The organism is Novosphingobium sp. BL-S-32 (genome assembly GCF_056857055.1).
Genome location: NZ_CM166477.1, coordinates 106,098 through 123,169 on the forward strand (window position 1 = coordinate 106,098; position 17,072 = coordinate 123,169).

The window sequence follows — 17,072 nt, forward strand, 5'->3', positions numbered from 1 at the left end:
CGACGCGACAAGGCGCCGGTTGGCAGCGAACGGCGGCCCGGCGCCTATCTTATGGAAGGTTGCGCAGGCCAGGCGTTGACGCATTTCCCATCGTCTGATCGCAGCGCGAAACAGGACTAGACGCTTCGGTAAACCAGAATGGCAGCGCACAGGCGAGCGGTCTGGCCAGCGGGGCAAAGAGGATTCGGAGAAGATTTGATGGCGAGCGCACCCACACAGGAAATTCCTCCCCACGTACCGGCCGAGATGGCAAAGTGGTTGCCCTATTTCGCTCGTGAGGAAGTGAAGGACTGCCCTCAGGAAACGCTCATTCCCGAGATGCACCGCACCCTGGGACCCATTACGTATGTCACCAACATCTTCCCCGGAGACAAGCCCGGCTGGCTGCTCACCGGCTATGATGACACCATGGCCATGCTGCGCGATCCCGACAATTTCACCAAGAACGGCATGGGCCAGTGGTCCCAGAGCATCGGCGCAGACTGGTTGGTCGTGCCCACCGAGGTTGACCCTCCGATGCACAGTTTCTACCGCAAGGCCCTGAACCCCCAATTCTCGCCGCAGAAGATGGCCGCGATGAAAGACGAGCTGCGGCGGCGCGCAAGCGACCTCATCGCGGCATTCAAAGACCGCGGCCACTGCGATTTCGTGAACGAATTTTCCGAACGCTACCCGATCTTCATCGTTCTCGACCTCCTGGGACTTCCGCAGGAACGGATGGCCGAATTTCTGGTCTGGGAGAAGGAGATGTTGCACACCAATGACTGGCAGGTGCGCAGCAACGCGGTGCGCCAGGTCGTGGCGTATCTGCAGTCCGAGATCGATGCTCGCCGCCGTACTCCTCAGGACGACTACATCACCAAGATATTCGACTTCGAAGCCGAAGACGGCCGCAAGTGGAATAACGAAGAGGTCCTTGGCCATTGCTTCAATCTTTTTCTCGGCGGTCTCGACACGGTCACGACCATGCTGGGCAATATCTTCGCACATCTCGCACGCCATCCTGATCAGCAGCAGGAACTGCGCGACAATCCGGATCGAATGGTCCTGGCGGTCGAGGAGTTTCTTCGGGTCTACGGGCCGGTTACGGCATTCCGTATCGCTTCGCGCGAAATCGAGATTCACGGGCAGAAGATCATGCCGGGCGAATATGTTTCGGTCAGCACGCCCGTCGTGAACCAGGATCCGAAGATCCATGAAGACCCAGCGGAGGTCCGTTTCGATCGCAAGGCCGCGCATGTGGCGCTCGGCGGTGGTATCCACAAGTGCCTCGGCATGCATCTCGCCCGGCTCGAACTGCAGACTGCCTTGGAACTGTTTCTGAAAGAAATTCCGCAATTTCGATTCAAAGACGGTTTCGAACCGAAATATTTCGTGGGCAATATCACTTTCGTGCCCCGCCTCGAACTTCAGTGGGACTAAGAGACGCTGTGCGTTCTTGACGCACTATCGGGGCGTGGAACCCGTTCCAGTTACGAAGCCCGCCTCAAGCTGACGCAACGCATGCGAACTGCAGCAAACCGGAATGGCCTATATTGCCATTCCGGTCAGTGTTTGATAGCCGTTTTAAACCAGCCACTTGGGCCGTTCAGACCGTGACCTGCGCACTGGCGCAGGGAATCGGTGTGCACCCCATTTCGTCAGATTTCCCGCGAATGCCAATGCAGGATCGTGGCCTGGAACATGTTGCCCGGCCCAGCCCTCTCCACTTTGGCGGCGGGAGGCGACTTACGCCAATGTAGACGCCCCGATATGGCGACTGCCAGGAAATTAGCCCGCAACCGTTCAGCTTCTTGGACAGAAGGTGCGCCGACCTTCCTTCAGACAGGTGGGCGTAGCGTGCCAGCATGTTCACTCCGCAGCATGCAGCAAAAAATCTTTGATTACATCATTGTCGGCGCCGGATCCTCCGGCTGCGTTCTGGCAAACAGGCTGTCTGCCGATCCAGACGTTTCGGTGCTGCTGGTCGAGGCGGGCCCTGACGACAAGAGTCCTCTGATCAAGATGCCGCGCGGCATCGGCAAACTGCTTGCCCCGGGAAACCCGCATGTCTGGGACTATCAGGTATCCCCGGGCGGGAACGCATTACACGAAGTGTGGCTCAAGGGCCGAGCGATTGGCGGTTCAAGTTCCGTCAACGGTATGGTCTATGTCCGGGGCGCTCCGGCCGACTATGATGCGTGGGAGCGGGCGGGCTGTCATGGCTGGGGCTGGTCGGAAATGGGCCGGCATTTCGTCGAACTCGAGGACCACGCGCTTGGTGCCAATGAATGGCGCGGCACCGGCGGTCCACTGAAGGTCAGTGTTCATCCCGCGGGCGATCCACTTTGCGAAGCGTTCCTGGACGCCAGTGAGCAAGCCGGAATTCCTCGGGTCGCAGACATGAACGACATCCCTTCGGTCACCGAAGGCGGTATGGGTTATCAGCCGACCACGACGCATAATGGCAAACGCTTCTCGGCTGCGCGCGCATTTCTGAAACCCGTGCGTGGGAGAGGCAATCTCGACGTTACGCCCAGCACCGATGTCCTGCGCATCCTGTTTGAAGGCAAACGGGCCTGCGGGATTGTCGCGCGCAAGGCCGGCCAGACTTTCGAGGTGCGGGCACGGCGCGAAGTAATCGTATGTGCGGGTGCGATCCAGAGTCCGAAACTTCTGCAGCTCTCGGGTATCGGCCCACGCCGCCTGTTGGAGGAGCTGGGTATTCCGGTCCTGGTCGATGCACCCGGGGTGGGCGCGAACCTGCAAGAGCACCGCTATCTGGGTTTCACTTTCCAGGTTCGCGGCCAGAGTCTGAACCAGCGACTGTCGGGCGCTGGTCTGGTCGCATCGTTCCTTCGCTACCTGTTCGCCTCGAACGGTCCCCTCACCCATTCGGCACACGAAGTTGGCGGCTTCATCAAGACAGAACCGCAGCTCGAGCGGCCCGACGCACAAGTGGGCATGGGTCTCTATTCGTTTCATACCGATGAAAAGGGCGCGGTCGTTCTCGACCCATTCCCCGGCCTGACGGTGATCGCCTACTACATGAGGCCCGACAGTCTGGGCGAAGTGAGGATTACCTCGGCAGATCCCGATGCTGCGCCTGCCATCGATGCCAATCACCTTGCGACCGTCAACGATCGTGAGCGGTTCCTGGCTCTGTTCAGGTGGCTGCGCAACCTTGCCCGGCAGCCGGCCTTACGGGATTGGATCGTCGAGGAAACCGGCGCCACGGCGGGCCTCGAAACCGACGAGGACATCCTCGCGAATGCCATCGGGCTTGGCGGCACATCGTTCCACATCTGCGGGACCTGCCGGATGGGAAGCGATACGGGTGCGGTGCTCGACCCGCAGCTGCGCGTTCGCGGCGTCACCGGTCTACGGGTCGTGGACACATCGATCATGCCGACCATTGTGTCGGGCAATACCAACGCGCCGGCCATGGCGATCGCTCTCAACGCCGCGGAAATGATTTTGCGGCCCCAGCAGGATGATGGACTTTGACTATTCCCTTCACCAGTTTCGATGGTCTTTACATCGACGGCGCCTGGGCCGAAGCCGCCGGCGATCGGGACGACATCCTCAATCCGGCAACCGAGGCGGTAATCGGCCGGGCACCCGTGGGCGATAGCATCGCGGCACACGCAGCCATCGCCGCAGCGCGAGATGCATTCGATAACGGTGTCTGGCCTCGCTTGGCGATGGCCGAGCGCGCGGAATACCTTCGCAAGATGCATGCCGCATTGGATGGTCGGCGAGCCCAGATCGCGACGCTAATCGTGGCAGAGGTCGGCTGTTCGCAAGGCGTCACCCATACGATGCAGGTCGGCAACCCGCTCGACCATCTGCTTGCTGCGCTGAACCACTCGGCACGGGACGATAGTGTCCGGTTACCGATCGACGTGACCCCCGATCCATTTGATCCCCAGGGCCCAAAGAAAATCGGCGGCACGACGGTAGTCCGCGAACCGGTTGGCGTCGTTGCAGGGATTACCGGCTACAATTTCCCTTTCCTGCTCAACCTGGCGAAAATCGTACCTGCCTTGCTGGCAGGCAACACGCTGGTGCTCAAGCCGTCCCCATTTACGCCCTTTTCCGCTCTGCTGTTCGGTGAGATCGCGCAAGAAATCGGGTTGCCCAAGGGCGTGCTGAATATCGTTACCGGCGGACCAGACGTGGGGTCGCTGTTGACTACCGACCCGCGCGTCGATCTTGTCAGTTTCACGGGATCAGAAACCGTGGGCGCTGCGATCATGGCGCAGGCGGCCCCGACCTTGAAGCGCGTTCATCTGGAACTAGGCGGCAAGTCGGCGCTGATCGTCAGGCATGATGCCGATATTGCCCGAACCGCGGCAATGGCCGCCGCTGTCTTGTCGGTCAATGCTGGACAAGGATGCGCTCTGCTGACGCGGCTTCTGGTGCACAACAGTGTGCGGGCCAAATTCGTCGAGGCCGTCTGCGCTGTCGCCCGCGAGTTCAGGATCGGCGACCCCAGCGATCCAACGGTGACGATGGGCCCGCTGATCCGCGAGAGCCAGCGCAGCAAGGTCGAACACATGATCGCCCAGGCCCGCGATCAAGGCGCAAGGCTCGTTCACGGCGGCGGACGGCCGGCGGGGCTCGACAAGGGCTATTTTACGGAGATCACGATCTTCGATGATGTCGACAACCAGATGAACATCGCGCAGGAGGAAGTCTTCGGGCCCGTCGGCTGCGTGATCGGTTTTGACAGTGATGACGAGGCCATCCGCATCGCCAACGATTCCAGATACGGTCTCAACGGCGGCATCGAGACGGCTGACGCTGCCAAAGGGTATGAGATGGCAATGCAGATTCGCGCAGGCAGCGTCATGCTGAATGGCGGGACCGGGCGGATGACTTATGCGCCGATCGGGGGTTACAAAAGGTCAGGTATCGGCCGCGAGTATGGTCCGGATTGGCTGCACGAATACCAGAACCAGAAATCCGTGTTCTACCCAATCGGTCGCTAGAGCGTTTTCTAATCACGTGGAACCACCTGATGACTCGGAAAACGCGCCAAACCAGAAGTTTAGGCCGTGAACCCATAAATGGTTGTCGATGGCGCAGCCTGCGGGCATGTTCAGGCAAGTATGGAACAACCGACAGTTCAAGCGCGCTGGGAACAGTACCGCGACACGCTCGGGGGCGAGCTTTCGTCGGCCAAAGCCGTAAGTTTTCGCATTCCGGGGTGGGAGCCTGTGGGCCGAGATCAAGGATTTCGCTGGCTACAGGCTTCGATCTATGAAGGCTTCCACGTCTCCCATAAAGTGGATTGGACAGATCAGGCTGCGACGGTGACGTTCTTGATCTGGGAAGACTGATTTCGGCGATTTCCCATTCCATTTCAGCGTCTACTCTGATTCAGCGTCAGCATGAGCCGATATGATTTGACCGACTTTGAATGGCGCGTGATCGAACCGTTGTTACCCAACAAGCCGCGGGGCGTGCCGCGCGTCGATGATCGACGCGTTCTGAACGGGATATTCTGGGTGCTGCGATCTGGCGCTCCATGGCGCGACCTGCCCGAGCGTTACGGCCCGCGCACTACCTGCTACAATCGCTTTGCGCGGTGGCGAAAAGCGGGCGTCTGGGACCGAATGATGGACGCCATCACCGCCGCACATGATAGCGAACTCCAGATGATCGACAGCACCTCCGTTCGCGCCCATCAACAGGCTGCGACCGCAAAAAGGGGGATCGAGATCATTGTCTCGGTCGTTCCCGAGGCGGACTCACGACGAAAATCCATGCGGTCGTCGATGGGCAAGGCCTCCCGATCCGGCTGAGCCTGACTGCAGGGCAAAGCCATGACGGCCAAGCCGCTGACGATCTACTTGATCATGTCGGGGCTGGAACGATCATGCTGGCGGACAAGGCCTATGACTCCGATCGCATCCGCGGATCGCTCCGCGACAAAGGCGCGTTCGCCAACATCCCACCCAAGGTCAATCGGCGCTCGAAACCTTACTTCAGCACATGGCTCTATCGCGAGCGCAACCTCATCGAGCGCTTCTTCTCCAAGCTGAAGCACTTCAGACGCGTCGCAACCCGCTACGACAAACTGGCCGAGAACTTCCTTGCCATGGTTCAACTCGCTTCAATACGGCTGTGGCTTCGCGTTTATGAGTCTACAGCCTAGAGCGGTTGATCCGATGCAGTCGGATCAACCGTTCTAGGCTGGAAAATTCGCTATCGGAACGCGCAGAGTATTAGGCTTTATGGCTGATACTCCTGAGCGTCCGGGAGGCCCAACAGGGCTTCCCGGACGCTCAACTGTCAGGCCGCGCTATCCCATTGAAGTTGAAGATCGGGCACGTGCAAGATGTTGCCGACGTAATAGGGGACTTTGAAGCCGTCCTTGATTCTGAATTCGGGCAGCGTCGTCACAAACTCCTCCACTGCTATCTGCAACTCCAGTCGGGCGAGATGCATGCCCAGGCATTTGTGGATGCCGCTTCCCAATGACATGTGCGCCGCCTTGCGGTCGAACCGGATTTCCTGCGGTTCATCGTAAAATACCGGATCGCGACCCACGACCGGCGAACTGAAGGCCACATAGTCTCCAGGCATGATCTTTTGGCCGTGAATTTCGATCTCCTTGGTCGCGATGCGAAACACGGTGACAGGTGCGAAGGCGCGCAGGAACTCCTCAACAGCCAAAACAATGAGCGAAGGATCGGCTCGGAGTTCGTTCTGCTTTTCCGGATGCGATGCCAGATAGTTGAAGATGTTGCCCAGCAGAGACGTGACCGTATCCAGGCCGCCGATGTAGAGGTTGAAGCAGTGCCCCAAGACCTCGTCATCATTCCAGGGCCGCCCGTCTACTTCGAAGTCGAGCACCTTGGTGATGTAATCGTCGCGTGGCTGCTCACGCCTCGCTGCAATTTCCTCGAGCAGGTAGGCCTTTACCTTTCGCACGGCATTTCCGCGCACTTCCCAGTCGTTGGAATGGAGCAGTTCCTTTTCCCATTTCAGGAACTCGGTCATTCGTCCCTGCGGCAGGCCCAAAAGGTCGAGGACGATGTAGATGGGAAACTTCTCCGAGAAGTCGGCAATGAAGTCGCATTGTCCCCGCTCTCGCAAGGCGCCGATGAGAGACCGCGCGCGTTCACGGACCTGTTCCTTCATTGCAAACATCTTCTGCGGCGCGAAATGGCCGTTCAGCGCCTTGCGGTACTGGGTATGGATCGGCGGATCGGCTTCCGTTGGGATCACGAGCCAGTCTTCACCAATATTCTGAGCCCATTTTCCCATGCCGTTTTTGGTGAAGTTGTCCGGATCGCGGAGCATTGCCTGAACATCTTCGGCGTTTTTCAGCAGCCAGCCGGGTTGATCCCCCGGAAAAATGTTAGTGACGTAAGAGACGGGCGGAAGCTCGGCGTGCATTGCCGGGATCAGAACTTCCTGCGGATTTTCATAGACGACCTTGCGCGCAAAGAGAGGCAGCGTGAACGCCAATTCGGCCGGAACATGGGCGGGGAGCGAAGATTTGGCGAGTGAAGTCATGGTATTCTCCAGAGCTCAACGGAAAGTGGCAACCCTTGCCAAAGATGGGTGCGTCGCCCGCTGCCCGGATGCGAATGCGGCGGGGCGGAATATCCGCAGCCAATGGAGGCCACGCAAATGGGCGACGCAATCACTCCGGATCTTGAGCAGGCGATCAGGGACAACTACCGGTTGTGGAACGAAGGCAAGCGCGAAGAGCTCGATGCGCTTTTTCGCTCGCTCGGGCCCCACGGTTTCACGATCGAATATGTCGGATCCTCCGCAGTCGAAGGCCCCACCGCGATGGCCGCCATGTGGAAGGAATACGGGGGCAAATGCACCACCGAACTTCTTGATGTGATAGTCAATGGAACGGAAGGCGCCGCCTATGTCGCCAATCACCTTCAGACCGATAGCGGCACGGTCAGATTGACCAGCCTCGAGACCTACAAAGTTGCCGGCGGCCGGTTGGCTATCAGATACTTCCATCGGACTGCCCGGTAGAAGCTTCCTGGTCCGAATGCGGGTTTTGGGCATCGATCAGTCCGCTGCCTGCATGAAGGCAAGCAGATCCGCATAATGCGGTTGATGGACGAGGCCGCCGCCAGAAATGGAGATGTTCTCACCGGTAATGTAGCGAGCCTCGTCGGACGCCAGGAACGCCACAAGCGCAGCGATGTCTTCAGGTGTTCCGAAATTGGGCGTCAATATATGCCGCTGGATGATCTCCTTGAGACCCGGCACCGTCTTTTCCAGGGCCTCGGTCAGCACGACACCGGGGGCCACGCTGTTGCAGCGAATGTTGTCGCGTCCGTGCTGCGTCGCGATGTACCGGGTCAGCCCAATGATACCGGCTTTGGATGAACCGTAGGCGATACGGGCCAGGTCTCCTGCCGAGCCTGAATTCGAGGCGGTGTTGATGATCGAGCCGCCGCCACCGGCCACCATGTGCGGAATCGCGTATTTGCATCCGAGCAGGTAGCCCGTGAGATTGATGTCGAGTATCTCGCGCCATATCTCGATCGGGATATCGACTGCGGTCGTATCCTGAGGGCTTTTGACCGGATCGGTCATGGCCGCATTATTGTGAAGTATGTCCAACTTGCCGAAGTGCGCGACCGTCTTGTCGACCATGGCCTTGACCGACTTCGGCTCGGCCGCGTCGAACTGTACCGCGAGCGCCCTTTCTCCCAAAGATGCAGCCGTGCGCGCCGCGGCCTCTTCGGAAACATCTGCGACGACGACCAGCGCGCCTTCCTCAACGAACCGCCGCGCAACACCCGTACCGATGCCGCCGCCCCCGCCAGTCACAATTGCGACTTTGTTTTCTAGCCGTTTCATCTCTCACAATTCTCCCGGACGTGTACGAGGGGACCAAGTTGTCCCCTCGCTTACTCAATAGTTCGCCTCGACGCGGCCGATCAGTAGTTGAACGTCAATTCCACCCCATAGGTCGCCGGTTGCCCGACATAGGCTGCGACAATTCCAAGGGTCCGATAGAGATCCGGGAATCTTCGCAGCAGATACTTGTTGTTGGTGATGTTCCGTCCGTAGACGGCTATTTCGATGTCTGGGTTGTCGAACTGGTAGGCGATCCGGCCGTTGAAGACACCATATCCCGGCACGCGTCCGAGGCTGTTCTCAGTGTCGTAGGCGGCCTTGGTCGCAGCGGATGCCTGATCGGCCGCCCTCACCGCGTCGAAATGCTGAGCCCCAATATAGGAATAGGCGCCCGTAACAGCGAAGCTGCCCGCACCCAGCGGAACCTTCTGGGTCGCGCTGACGTTGAGCTGCTCCTTGGGCAGCTGCAGCAGCGGCAATCCGCTCAGGTCGACAACACAGCCGTTCGTCACGCCCGATCCGTTGGTACAGCCACTGCCCGGGACGACCTGAATTTCGTTAAATGTGCCCTTGACGTACTTGCCGTCCTGAAGCGACCCATTGAGGCTGACGGTCATACCCTTCCAGGGAACCGCAGTTGCTTCGGCCTCGACACCCCAGATCCGCACCTTGCCGTTGTTCTGGATATACTGCGTAACGCCAATCCCGGGAACGAAGCTGTTGACGATCGCCTGGTTGTCGCTCTTCCAAGTATGGAAGACCGCCGTATTGAAGCGCAGATGCCGATCGAAGAGATCCACCTTCAGACCTCCTTCGACATCCTTCACTTTTTCCGGCGAGAATGCCGGTAGCCCGCCTGCCCGCAGGTTCCAGCCGCCAGCCTTCGCCGCCCCGCGTGTCGCGACATACAGGAAGAGATCGTCCGTTGCCTGCCAGTCGAGACCGAGGTTCCATGCAGGATAGTGGAACTTGGCATTCTGGTCCTGATTACAGGTCGTGGCCGTGACCGGTTCGGTGGGAGTGACCGTGCAATTGATGCCGGTGGGCGTGCCTGCGACCGGCACGTCATAGGGCAGGCCATATACCTGGGCATTGTGCAAAACACTGTCCCTGGTGTCCCACGTGTAGCGGAAGCCACCGACGGCGCGCAGGCTCGAGGTCAGCTCCAGGTAGGCTTGCGCAAACAAGCCGAACGTCTTGTTGGTAACGTCCGCATTGGAATCGCGAATGAGGCCGCCGAAGATCTGGGATCGACTGAACTCGTAGCCGCTTTCTTTCCCGGCGTAGGCACCGGCGATGAAGCTGAGCCCGTCCGTTACGTTACCCGAAACCTGGAGTTCCTGGGAAAGGTAATAGGACCCCGATCCAGCGAAGGTCCCGAGCAAGGGAACCGCGGTACCATCGGTATCACTCAAGCCGTAGTTCATCGAATGACGATAGCCAGTAATGGACTTCAAATTGAGTTGGCCCAGTTCGACATTAACGGTGCCGGAAAAACCGTATACTTCCAGAGTGTTGAACGGCTGCACCCCATAGAGAGCCTGCGCCTGCGGCGTGAGTCTGCCAATACCTGCCGGCACCGAGGTACCGGTAGCGGTATTGTCCCACCAGTTGTCCTTGGTCAGCAGACCTGCGGTGAGACCCGGCTGAAAGGGAGCAGGGACAATTGCGGGATTGAAGGTCCAAAGAGCAATCTGCTGCCCGCTGTTTCGCTGGCGGTTCCAGTCGCCGGAAAGAGTGACGTCCCAGCCATTGCCAATGTACTTGAGTTTACCGCGCAGGAATTTGCTGTTGTTGTCAGCAAAATCCCTTCCTGTAAGTGGATTGTTCCCGTAGCCATCGCGATCGTTGATCGCGCCGCTGACGCGGATCGCCAGCCCTTCGGCCAGGGGGAGGTTGATCGTGGACTGAACACCGAGGTTGTTGTAGTTTCCAAACTCCGCCTTGAATCTGCCTTCGCGTTGGTCGGTTGGATCCTTGGTTATGATGTTGATAGCCCCGCCGGTCGTGTTCCGCCCGAAGAGCGTGCCCTGAGGTCCACGCAGCACCTCAAGGCGCTCGACATCCTGGATGTCGGTCATGCCGGTGGAAGGGCGCGGAATGTAGACACCGTCGACGTATGTCGCCACTGCCGGATCGTTGGCGAGGATCGGTTGAAGGTTTCCTTGTCCGCGAATGGCCACGAACACGATGCCATCGCCGCCCGCCGAACCGCGGCCGATCACCAGGCCGGGCGCCGTACGTTGAAGATCCACGACGTTTTCGACTTTGGCAGTCGTCAGTGCCTGGGAACTGAGCGCCGTTACCGCAATCGGCGTGGTCTGAAGACTCTCCTCGATCCGGCGAGCCGTAACGATGATGTCCTGGATCCCGGTAGTTTCGTTTGATTGTGTTTGCTGCGCGTGTGCGGCTTGCCCCCACGCAGCAATCAACGCGCCTGTCGCTATAGTCGCCAGTATGACAGCCTTGGTCATCCGTTCCTCCCACGTCGTTTTTGTTTTGCTCCGTGCCTGTTTCGGCACGTTGACGCGGGGAGGAGCCTAAGCGCGGGGGATTTTCCTCCATAGTGGTTGCGGAGTTAATGACTGCGGCGCGACATGTTTTGGCCGTCGCTCGATATGTTCAGGCGTCTGTCAGTGAACCTGCCGCGGCTGGCAGCGAAAGTCCTTGGGCGTTTGGCCGGTCGCCACACGGAACGCGGCCGAAAAAGCCGAGGTGCTGTTGAAGCCGCAGCGCCAGCTGATCTCCTTGATCCGCGTGCCGTCGCCGCGCAGCAGTTCCTTGGCGAGAGCAATCCGGCTGCGCGCAACGAATTCCCCCAGACTTACGCCGGTACCGTCCTTGAACACGCGCGCCACGTGCCGCACGCTCATATTGCAACCACGAGCGATGTCAGCAACTCCGAGCGGCGCCGCCAGATTATCCATCACATAGTCGACGATATGGCGCACTTGCCGTGTACTACGTGGGCTGCCGGCGCCGAATTCCTGTGTACTCACATGCCGAACCAGTTCCACGGCAAGTCCCATGAGCATGGATTCGATCAAGGCCTGGCTTGCGAATCCGGGTACACGAAGCTCTGCCGCCAGCCCCTCGAAAAAGCGCCGCATCGCGATATTTTGAACATCGGCACAAGGTTCCAGCCCGTGGAAGGGGCGTTCGCCATCGAAAAGTTCTTCGAGGAAGGCCTCGCCGAGCGCGACGCAAACGAGATGACGTTCCTGCAGGGCCGGTTCACCCACGTACTGACGGTGGGGCGGCATGTAGAGCATGTCGCCACTCGCCACGAACCCGTCCGAACGCCCCATCGAAAGCATGCTGCGACGAGGCTGGGTATTGAGGGAATAGTCGAGGTAATGCTTTTCAGGGCTGAACACGCCGCTGCAGGGCCGCACCCAATTGAAGTGCCGGATATCGACGCGGGCATCGTTCACCGATGCCAACGCTTCGATGTAGAAATCATCGACGCCGAACCTGTCCTGGCCGGTCCAATCGCTCTCCGGACGAAACATCGTTACCTCTGCCTCTTCTCTTTTTTTATGAGGGCATCAGATACCTGTGCCGCCTCCAGTTCCTCTATCTTCGGGTAGGTCGTCAAGATGCCCGAAAGTGCTGTCGGCAATTTATCCCGTTGGCCCATGCGCGACACGATCTGGCCGAGTGACGGCATTGGCCGTAGATGGCGGAACGTTTTCCGGGGGCTAGGCTGTTCTCGTCACAACGGGGAGACCTATGCATAACCTTTCGGTCAAAAGCGGGTCCGTGCGATGAGAGCTCCGGACCCAGTCAAATCCGCCGATCGCTACCCTTGGTATGTGCTTGGCATCTTGACACTATCGCAGACTTGCCATGGGATCGATCGCGCGATCATCGGTCTGGTGCTCGCACCGGTAGGCAAGGAATTCTCACTCACCGACGGTCAGCTTGGCATTCTGGCCGGGTTTGCATACGGGATATTCTTCGCATTGGCCGCGCTGCCTTTCGGCATCGCGGTGGACAGCCTGAACCGGCGCAACCTGATGGCGATCGCACTGGCGCTTTGGAGCGGCGCAACAGCGCTATGCGGTCTGGCATCCGGTTTCTGGACGCTCCTTCTCGGCAGGGCCGCGGTCGGCACCGCAGAAGCTGCCGGCTCTCCCACCGGAATGTCACTCCTTAGCGACTATTTCGGCGAGGAACGGCGGGCGACGGCTATCGGCATATGGTACCTGAGTTCGGGCATCGGTCTTGCCCTCGCCTTCCTGATTGGAGGGGCCATCGTTCAGGTCGGTGGGTGGCGATGGGCTTTTGCCGCAGCTGGACTGCCCGGCCTTGTTTTGGCGCCGATCCTTTTCCTAACCGTTCGTGAGCCGCAGCGAGGCGCCTACGACGATCCGGTGCCTGCACGGCCAGCCGAGGGCCAGCCCGGTCTTGCCGAACGCATCCTTCAACTCGCCGCGCGGCCGGGACTGTTCTTGTGCATAGCCGCCATCATTCTGATCGCGGCCGGCATCTACGGGATGAGCACCTGGCTTACGACGTTCCTCATTCGCGTTCATGGTATGCCGATCTCGCGCGCGGGCATCACCATCGCCATTGCCTACGGCGGCCTCGGCTCGGTGGGCGGTTTCCTTGCCGGGTGGGCAATCGATCAGATAAATCGCCAGCGCGGCGGCTTCGATCCGGCGAGAACCGCCCTCTTTGGCGCGGTGATCCCCATTCTTACTGCCCTGACCGGGATCGGCACGGTGGTCGTTTCACAAACTGGTCCCATGCAAGCGCTCCTCATGGCCTGCGGCTTCCTGAGCGCCTCCTACAACGGACCGATCTATGCGGTGATCGTCACGATAGCCGGCCCGCGCCTGCGCGGTCTTGCCGTATCGCTTGTGCAACTTGGCGCAAATCTGATCGGTGTTGGCGCCGGGACCTATCTGATCGGAGCTGTCAGCGACTTCGTGGGCGGGACCGAGGGAGTCGCATGGGGCATAGGGACGGCTATGCTGTTCACGTTTGCCGGTGGACTGGTGCTGTTGCTGGCATCGCGGTCCATTCGCCGCGCGCAGGAGAAGCAAATCGCCTAAAGAATTATGGCCCGGCTCGTGCGAGCCGGGCCATTCCCGAAAACTTGAAATCTCTGTTCCCTATTGGGCCGCTTCGACGCGATCGCGGCGCCGGGCCTTGGCGGCCTCGATCCCCCTAAAGAGCGCCGTGGTATTGCCTGCGCCAGCATAGAACAGCGTGAAAAGGGGAATGAAATCGAGCTCTTCGTCGGTGAACTCCCCGTTGATCAAGGCGCCGTTCATCTGAATTTCGACGAGATCAGTGCGGCCGAGCATGGCTGTTGCACCGAGCACGAGCAGACGCTTCTCGCGCATCGACAGGACATCGCTTGCCCAAAGGTTGGCGAACTGATTACCGACGATCTCCTGGTTGAACGATGAGTTCCGGAATGGCAGCACCATGTCCGAGGAACCCGGCCCATAAACCTGATCAAAGGTTTCGAGACCCTTTTGCCACTGTGTTTCGTCGATACTCATGCCTTTTCTCCCAATACTGCTTCAAGGCCGACAACCGCCAGGTCGGTGCGGCGGGTCAGTTCGATAAGCGGAAGCGAAATCCCGTAGCTCTGCGCAAGATCGATCGCGGCGTCGAGATCCTTCACCATCAGTGAGCGGGTATATTCGCGTACCGCCGCTTCGCTCTTGCTAGACGACGGGTCGTCGCGGATGGCCAGCATCAGCGGCCCCCCTACACTGTCGGAACTGGCCTCGATCACCTCGTTGAGCTGACGGATGTCGACGCCGGCGTTGCGGCACAATATCGACGCTTCGTATCCTGCGCGAAGTCCCCCAAAGACAATGACGTTTCGTGCAATCTTTGCAGCCATGCCGGAACCTGGACCGCCCATATGGGCAACGTGCTTGGCAAAGCCGTCAAGCACCGGCCGAACCCGGTCAATCACTTGATCGCTGCCGCCCACCAGACAGACGAGCCCGTGTTCGCGCGATTTCGGGCCGCCGGTCACGCCGCAATCCACCAACTCCACTCCGGCTTGCTCCGTAAGCCTGCGGATGGCGTTCAAGTCCTCGATCGAGACGGTCGCCACGAGAACGACGGTCATGCCCGGACGCGCCCGCGCAAGCACTCCATCGGGGCCGGTGAGCACGCTGATCGTCTGCTTTGCATCGACGACAGCGATGACGATCACGTCGGCCTGCTCGGCAACAGCGGCAGGGGAGCTCTCTATCGCGGGCACGCCGTCCAGCGTGTCGGATGCATCCGGCCGGATGTCGTAGACTGCCGCGAGTTGGTTAGATCGTGCCAGGCATATGGCAACGCCGGCACCGATCTGACCCAACCCGATGACTCCTGCTTGTCCCATTTTCTACCTCTCATGCGCGGCGCCTTGGCCACTTGATCGACATGTTTCAAATCGTGGCATAGCTGGGCCGTCGACGTCATCCTGACAGCTGCCCGTTGGCCGAAACGCGACAAATTTACAGCTTCTCACGATGCATTTGCTTCGGCGGGGAGGTTTGTTGCGGCGCGCAAATATAGAAAGACCGCCAAAACCAGCACAAATGCTGTTGCCGCCATGCTGAGCTGCAACCCGCCGGCCGCAGCCTGAAGGCAGGCTCGAGTCATCGAACCTCCCGCGGCGCCCACGCAATCGCTCGCGTAACCGGCCCCATAGCGCCAGGCGGCAAGGTGATCGCTGAGATAGCCCAGGAGCACCGACCCCAGTCCAAGCCCCGCCACGGTCTGGCCGAAGGAATGAAGTGCCGCTGCCGAAGCGCGCATCCTGGGTTCGACGAGGGATTGGGTTATTGTCATGATTGCGGGCGTGAAGGCATAAAGCAGGGCCGTCGCACCAAACAGGAAGCCCACGAGCCAGCGCCAGTCGTCCTGGTAGATAGCGAGCAGATAGAGTGGAAAGGCTAGAGCAACGGCCGCCGCCGGTGCCCAGCCTCCCCAACGCAGGTCGCGGCGAAGAATGCTCGCGATGACATATCCGCCGCTTGCCTGTCCCACCATCGTGGCAAGGCTGAACGACAATGCAAAGACGAGCCCGGCTTGCGACAAGGACAATTCATATCGCCGGACAAGCAGCGGAATCAGGAAGAGGTTGGTACCGAAGCCGACCATTCCTACAAATCCGCTCCCGGCGGTAAGGAAGAGGAAAGCGGGCGAACGGCCCAGCCTGCGCAGTACAGCGCCGAATTTTGGCGTATCGGCGCTCTTGCCGGCATCAATCCGAGCGGGCTCAGGGATCGTCGTTATCAGCATGCCCGCCAGAAGAATCCCGGGCAATCCAACGCAGACCAGGGCAAGGCGCCAGCCAAATGTCTGGGCGACCGCCCCTCCCGCAATTGCGGCAACCGCGCCGCCGATAGGGACCCCCAGCGCAATGAGCGAGAACACGACCGCCCTGCGGCTGGCCTCGAACCTGTCGGAAATCATGGAAACGAGGGCCGGCGTGAATCCTGCCTCTCCTACCCCTACTCCCATGCGGCAGATCAGGAGCTGAACGTAGCTCCCCGCCATGCCGGAAAGAGCCGTCATCAGCGACCAGATGACAGTGACGGCCGCGATGATCTTCACTCTGCTATACCGCTCGGCAAGACGGGCAAGTGGAATTCCGAGGACTGCGTAGAAGAGCGAGAAGGCCAATCCTCCAAGCATTCCAAGCTGGAGATCGGTGAGCTTGAGATCGCGGCGGATCGCCTCGCCAACCACCGCGATAATGGTGCGATCGATGAAATTGAGCATGTAGATTCCGCCCAGAAGCAGCAGAAACCAACGGTCACGCATCGTGAAACTGGGCATAGGTTTGGCAGCTCTCCCTAGGCGGACTTTTTGCCTCGCATGAGACAGGTAGAACACTTTTTCTCTCAAGTGTATCATTTTTCACTTGATCGACGGCAAGACCTGCGCCACCACGCCGCCAACCTTGATTGGGGGGATCTCATTGCATGAAGAAGATAATCATCGCACTCATGGCACTTGGCCTGTCCGTTCCTGCGCTTGCCGACGGAGCAGCGGTAAAGCGGAACGACGCGGTCTATTCCGCGAACGGCACACGGATCGGCAAAGTTGAGCGGGTCCTGACGGATAGCGACGGTACCGCGACCGCTGTGCGCATCATCTTCCGCGGCAAGTTCATCACGATCCCTGTCGCCACGCTGACCGCCGGTGAAAAGGGCGTCACAACGAGCATGTCGACCGACGACATCAAGAAGCTCTAGGCGGATTTACCGGTCGGT

14 protein-coding genes and 1 pseudogene are annotated in these 17,072 nt (G+C 59.7%); 8 read left to right on the top strand and 7 right to left on the bottom strand.

Translation table 11 applies throughout. From position 1 onward, the window contains the following. The first annotated feature begins 198 nt into the window (after positions 1 to 198). The 5 genes and pseudogenes from AC1VVK_RS17380 (at position 199) to AC1VVK_RS17400 (ending at position 6,142) form a co-directional block, all read left to right on the top strand. Positions 199 to 1,422: a cytochrome P450 gene (locus AC1VVK_RS17380; RefSeq protein WP_482906077.1), complete on the top strand. Its 1,224-nt coding sequence runs from the start codon at positions 199 to 201 to the stop codon at positions 1,420 to 1,422. Positions 1,423 to 1,863: 441 nt separating this feature from the next. Then, a complete protein-coding gene (locus AC1VVK_RS17385) occupies positions 1,864 to 3,486 on the top strand; it encodes a GMC family oxidoreductase (protein ID WP_482906078.1) in 1,623 nt (540 codons plus the stop codon). Then, positions 3,483 to 4,973, top strand: coding sequence for an aldehyde dehydrogenase family protein (locus tag AC1VVK_RS17390; protein WP_482906079.1), 1,491 nt, complete (start codon positions 3,483 to 3,485; stop codon positions 4,971 to 4,973). Before AC1VVK_RS17385 ends, AC1VVK_RS17390 begins: the two co-directional genes overlap by 4 nt. Positions 4,974 to 5,051: 78 nt before the next feature. Next, positions 5,052 to 5,324: a hypothetical protein gene (locus tag AC1VVK_RS17395; RefSeq protein WP_132393029.1), complete on the top strand. Its 273-nt coding sequence runs from the start codon at positions 5,052 to 5,054 to the stop codon at positions 5,322 to 5,324. A gap of 51 nt (positions 5,325 to 5,375) precedes the next feature. Further along, a pseudogene (locus tag AC1VVK_RS17400) lies at positions 5,376 to 6,142 on the top strand (IS5 family transposase). A 137-nt stretch (positions 6,143 to 6,279) separates the two neighbouring features. Here AC1VVK_RS17400 and AC1VVK_RS17405 read toward each other — a convergent pair. After that, the gene (locus AC1VVK_RS17405; protein WP_482906080.1) at positions 6,280 to 7,509 is read right to left on the bottom strand and encodes a cytochrome P450; all 1,230 of its coding nucleotides are present in this window, start codon (positions 7,507 to 7,509) and stop codon (positions 6,280 to 6,282) included. Positions 7,510 to 7,626: 117 nt separating this feature from the next. Here AC1VVK_RS17405 and AC1VVK_RS17410 point away from each other — a divergent pair, with 117 nt between their 5' ends. Further along, positions 7,627 to 7,992: a nuclear transport factor 2 family protein gene (locus AC1VVK_RS17410; protein ID WP_482906081.1), complete on the top strand. Its 366-nt coding sequence runs from the start codon at positions 7,627 to 7,629 to the stop codon at positions 7,990 to 7,992. A 36-nt stretch (positions 7,993 to 8,028) separates the two neighbouring features. Here AC1VVK_RS17410 and AC1VVK_RS17415 read toward each other — a convergent pair whose 3' ends face one another. From AC1VVK_RS17415 to AC1VVK_RS17425, 3 genes are all read right to left on the bottom strand, one after another. Next, entirely contained in the window at positions 8,029 to 8,829 is an 801-nt protein-coding gene (locus AC1VVK_RS17415; RefSeq protein WP_482906082.1) for an SDR family NAD(P)-dependent oxidoreductase, read from the bottom strand. An 80-nt stretch (positions 8,830 to 8,909) separates the two neighbouring features. Continuing rightward, the gene (locus tag AC1VVK_RS17420) at positions 8,910 to 11,303 is read right to left on the bottom strand and encodes a TonB-dependent receptor (RefSeq protein WP_482906083.1); all 2,394 of its coding nucleotides are present in this window, start codon (positions 11,301 to 11,303) and stop codon (positions 8,910 to 8,912) included. A 159-nt stretch (positions 11,304 to 11,462) separates the two neighbouring features. Further along, the gene (locus tag AC1VVK_RS17425; protein WP_482906084.1) at positions 11,463 to 12,341 is read right to left on the bottom strand and encodes a helix-turn-helix domain-containing protein; all 879 of its coding nucleotides are present in this window, start codon (positions 12,339 to 12,341) and stop codon (positions 11,463 to 11,465) included. Between the two features lie 315 nt (positions 12,342 to 12,656). Between AC1VVK_RS17425 and AC1VVK_RS17430 the strand changes: the two genes are divergently transcribed. Then, complete coding sequence (locus tag AC1VVK_RS17430) at positions 12,657 to 13,889, top strand: spinster family MFS transporter (protein ID WP_482906085.1); 1,233 nt, start codon at positions 12,657 to 12,659, stop codon at positions 13,887 to 13,889. Positions 13,890 to 13,949: 60 nt separating this feature from the next. Here AC1VVK_RS17430 and AC1VVK_RS17435 read toward each other — a convergent pair whose 3' ends face one another. The 3 genes from AC1VVK_RS17435 to AC1VVK_RS17445 form a co-directional block, all read right to left on the bottom strand. After that, complete coding sequence (locus AC1VVK_RS17435) at positions 13,950 to 14,345, bottom strand: carboxymuconolactone decarboxylase family protein (RefSeq protein ID WP_133085088.1); 396 nt, start codon at positions 14,343 to 14,345, stop codon at positions 13,950 to 13,952. Beyond that, the gene (locus tag AC1VVK_RS17440) at positions 14,342 to 15,166 is read right to left on the bottom strand and encodes an NAD(P)-dependent oxidoreductase (protein ID WP_482906086.1); all 825 of its coding nucleotides are present in this window, start codon (positions 15,164 to 15,166) and stop codon (positions 14,342 to 14,344) included. Before AC1VVK_RS17440 ends, AC1VVK_RS17435 begins: the two co-directional genes overlap by 4 nt. A gap of 149 nt (positions 15,167 to 15,315) precedes the next feature. After that, positions 15,316 to 16,635 (bottom strand): MFS transporter, encoded by a 1,320-nt coding sequence (locus AC1VVK_RS17445; RefSeq protein ID WP_482906087.1) that lies wholly within the window; start codon positions 16,633 to 16,635, stop codon positions 15,316 to 15,318. Between the two features lie 146 nt (positions 16,636 to 16,781). On the opposite strand from AC1VVK_RS17445, the gene AC1VVK_RS17450 reads away from it, so the two are divergent. Continuing rightward, complete coding sequence (locus AC1VVK_RS17450) at positions 16,782 to 17,054, top strand: PRC-barrel domain-containing protein (protein ID WP_133085085.1); 273 nt, start codon at positions 16,782 to 16,784, stop codon at positions 17,052 to 17,054. Positions 17,055 to 17,072 lie beyond the last annotated feature (18 nt).

Coding starts and splice junctions, on each gene's coding strand:
- AC1VVK_RS17380 (WP_482906077.1), top strand. CDS start 199: ATGGCGAGCGCACCCACACAGGAAATTCCTCCCCACGTACCGGCCGAG.
- AC1VVK_RS17405 (WP_482906080.1), bottom strand. CDS start 7,509: ATGACTTCACTCGCCAAATCTTCGCTCCCCGCCCATGTTCCGGCCGAA.
- AC1VVK_RS17420 (WP_482906083.1), bottom strand. CDS start 11,303: ATGACCAAGGCTGTCATACTGGCGACTATAGCGACAGGCGCGTTGATT.
- AC1VVK_RS17415 (WP_482906082.1), bottom strand. CDS start 8,829: ATGAAACGGCTAGAAAACAAAGTCGCAATTGTGACTGGCGGGGGCGGC.
- AC1VVK_RS17385 (WP_482906078.1), top strand. CDS start 1,864: ATGCAGCAAAAAATCTTTGATTACATCATTGTCGGCGCCGGATCCTCC.
- AC1VVK_RS17410 (WP_482906081.1), top strand. CDS start 7,627: ATGGGCGACGCAATCACTCCGGATCTTGAGCAGGCGATCAGGGACAAC.
- AC1VVK_RS17450 (WP_133085085.1), top strand. CDS start 16,782: ATGAAGAAGATAATCATCGCACTCATGGCACTTGGCCTGTCCGTTCCT.
- AC1VVK_RS17435 (WP_133085088.1), bottom strand. CDS start 14,345: ATGAGTATCGACGAAACACAGTGGCAAAAGGGTCTCGAAACCTTTGAT.
- AC1VVK_RS17425 (WP_482906084.1), bottom strand. CDS start 12,341: ATGTTTCGTCCGGAGAGCGATTGGACCGGCCAGGACAGGTTCGGCGTC.
- AC1VVK_RS17445 (WP_482906087.1), bottom strand. CDS start 16,635: ATGCCCAGTTTCACGATGCGTGACCGTTGGTTTCTGCTGCTTCTGGGC.
- AC1VVK_RS17395 (WP_132393029.1), top strand. CDS start 5,052: ATGGTTGTCGATGGCGCAGCCTGCGGGCATGTTCAGGCAAGTATGGAA.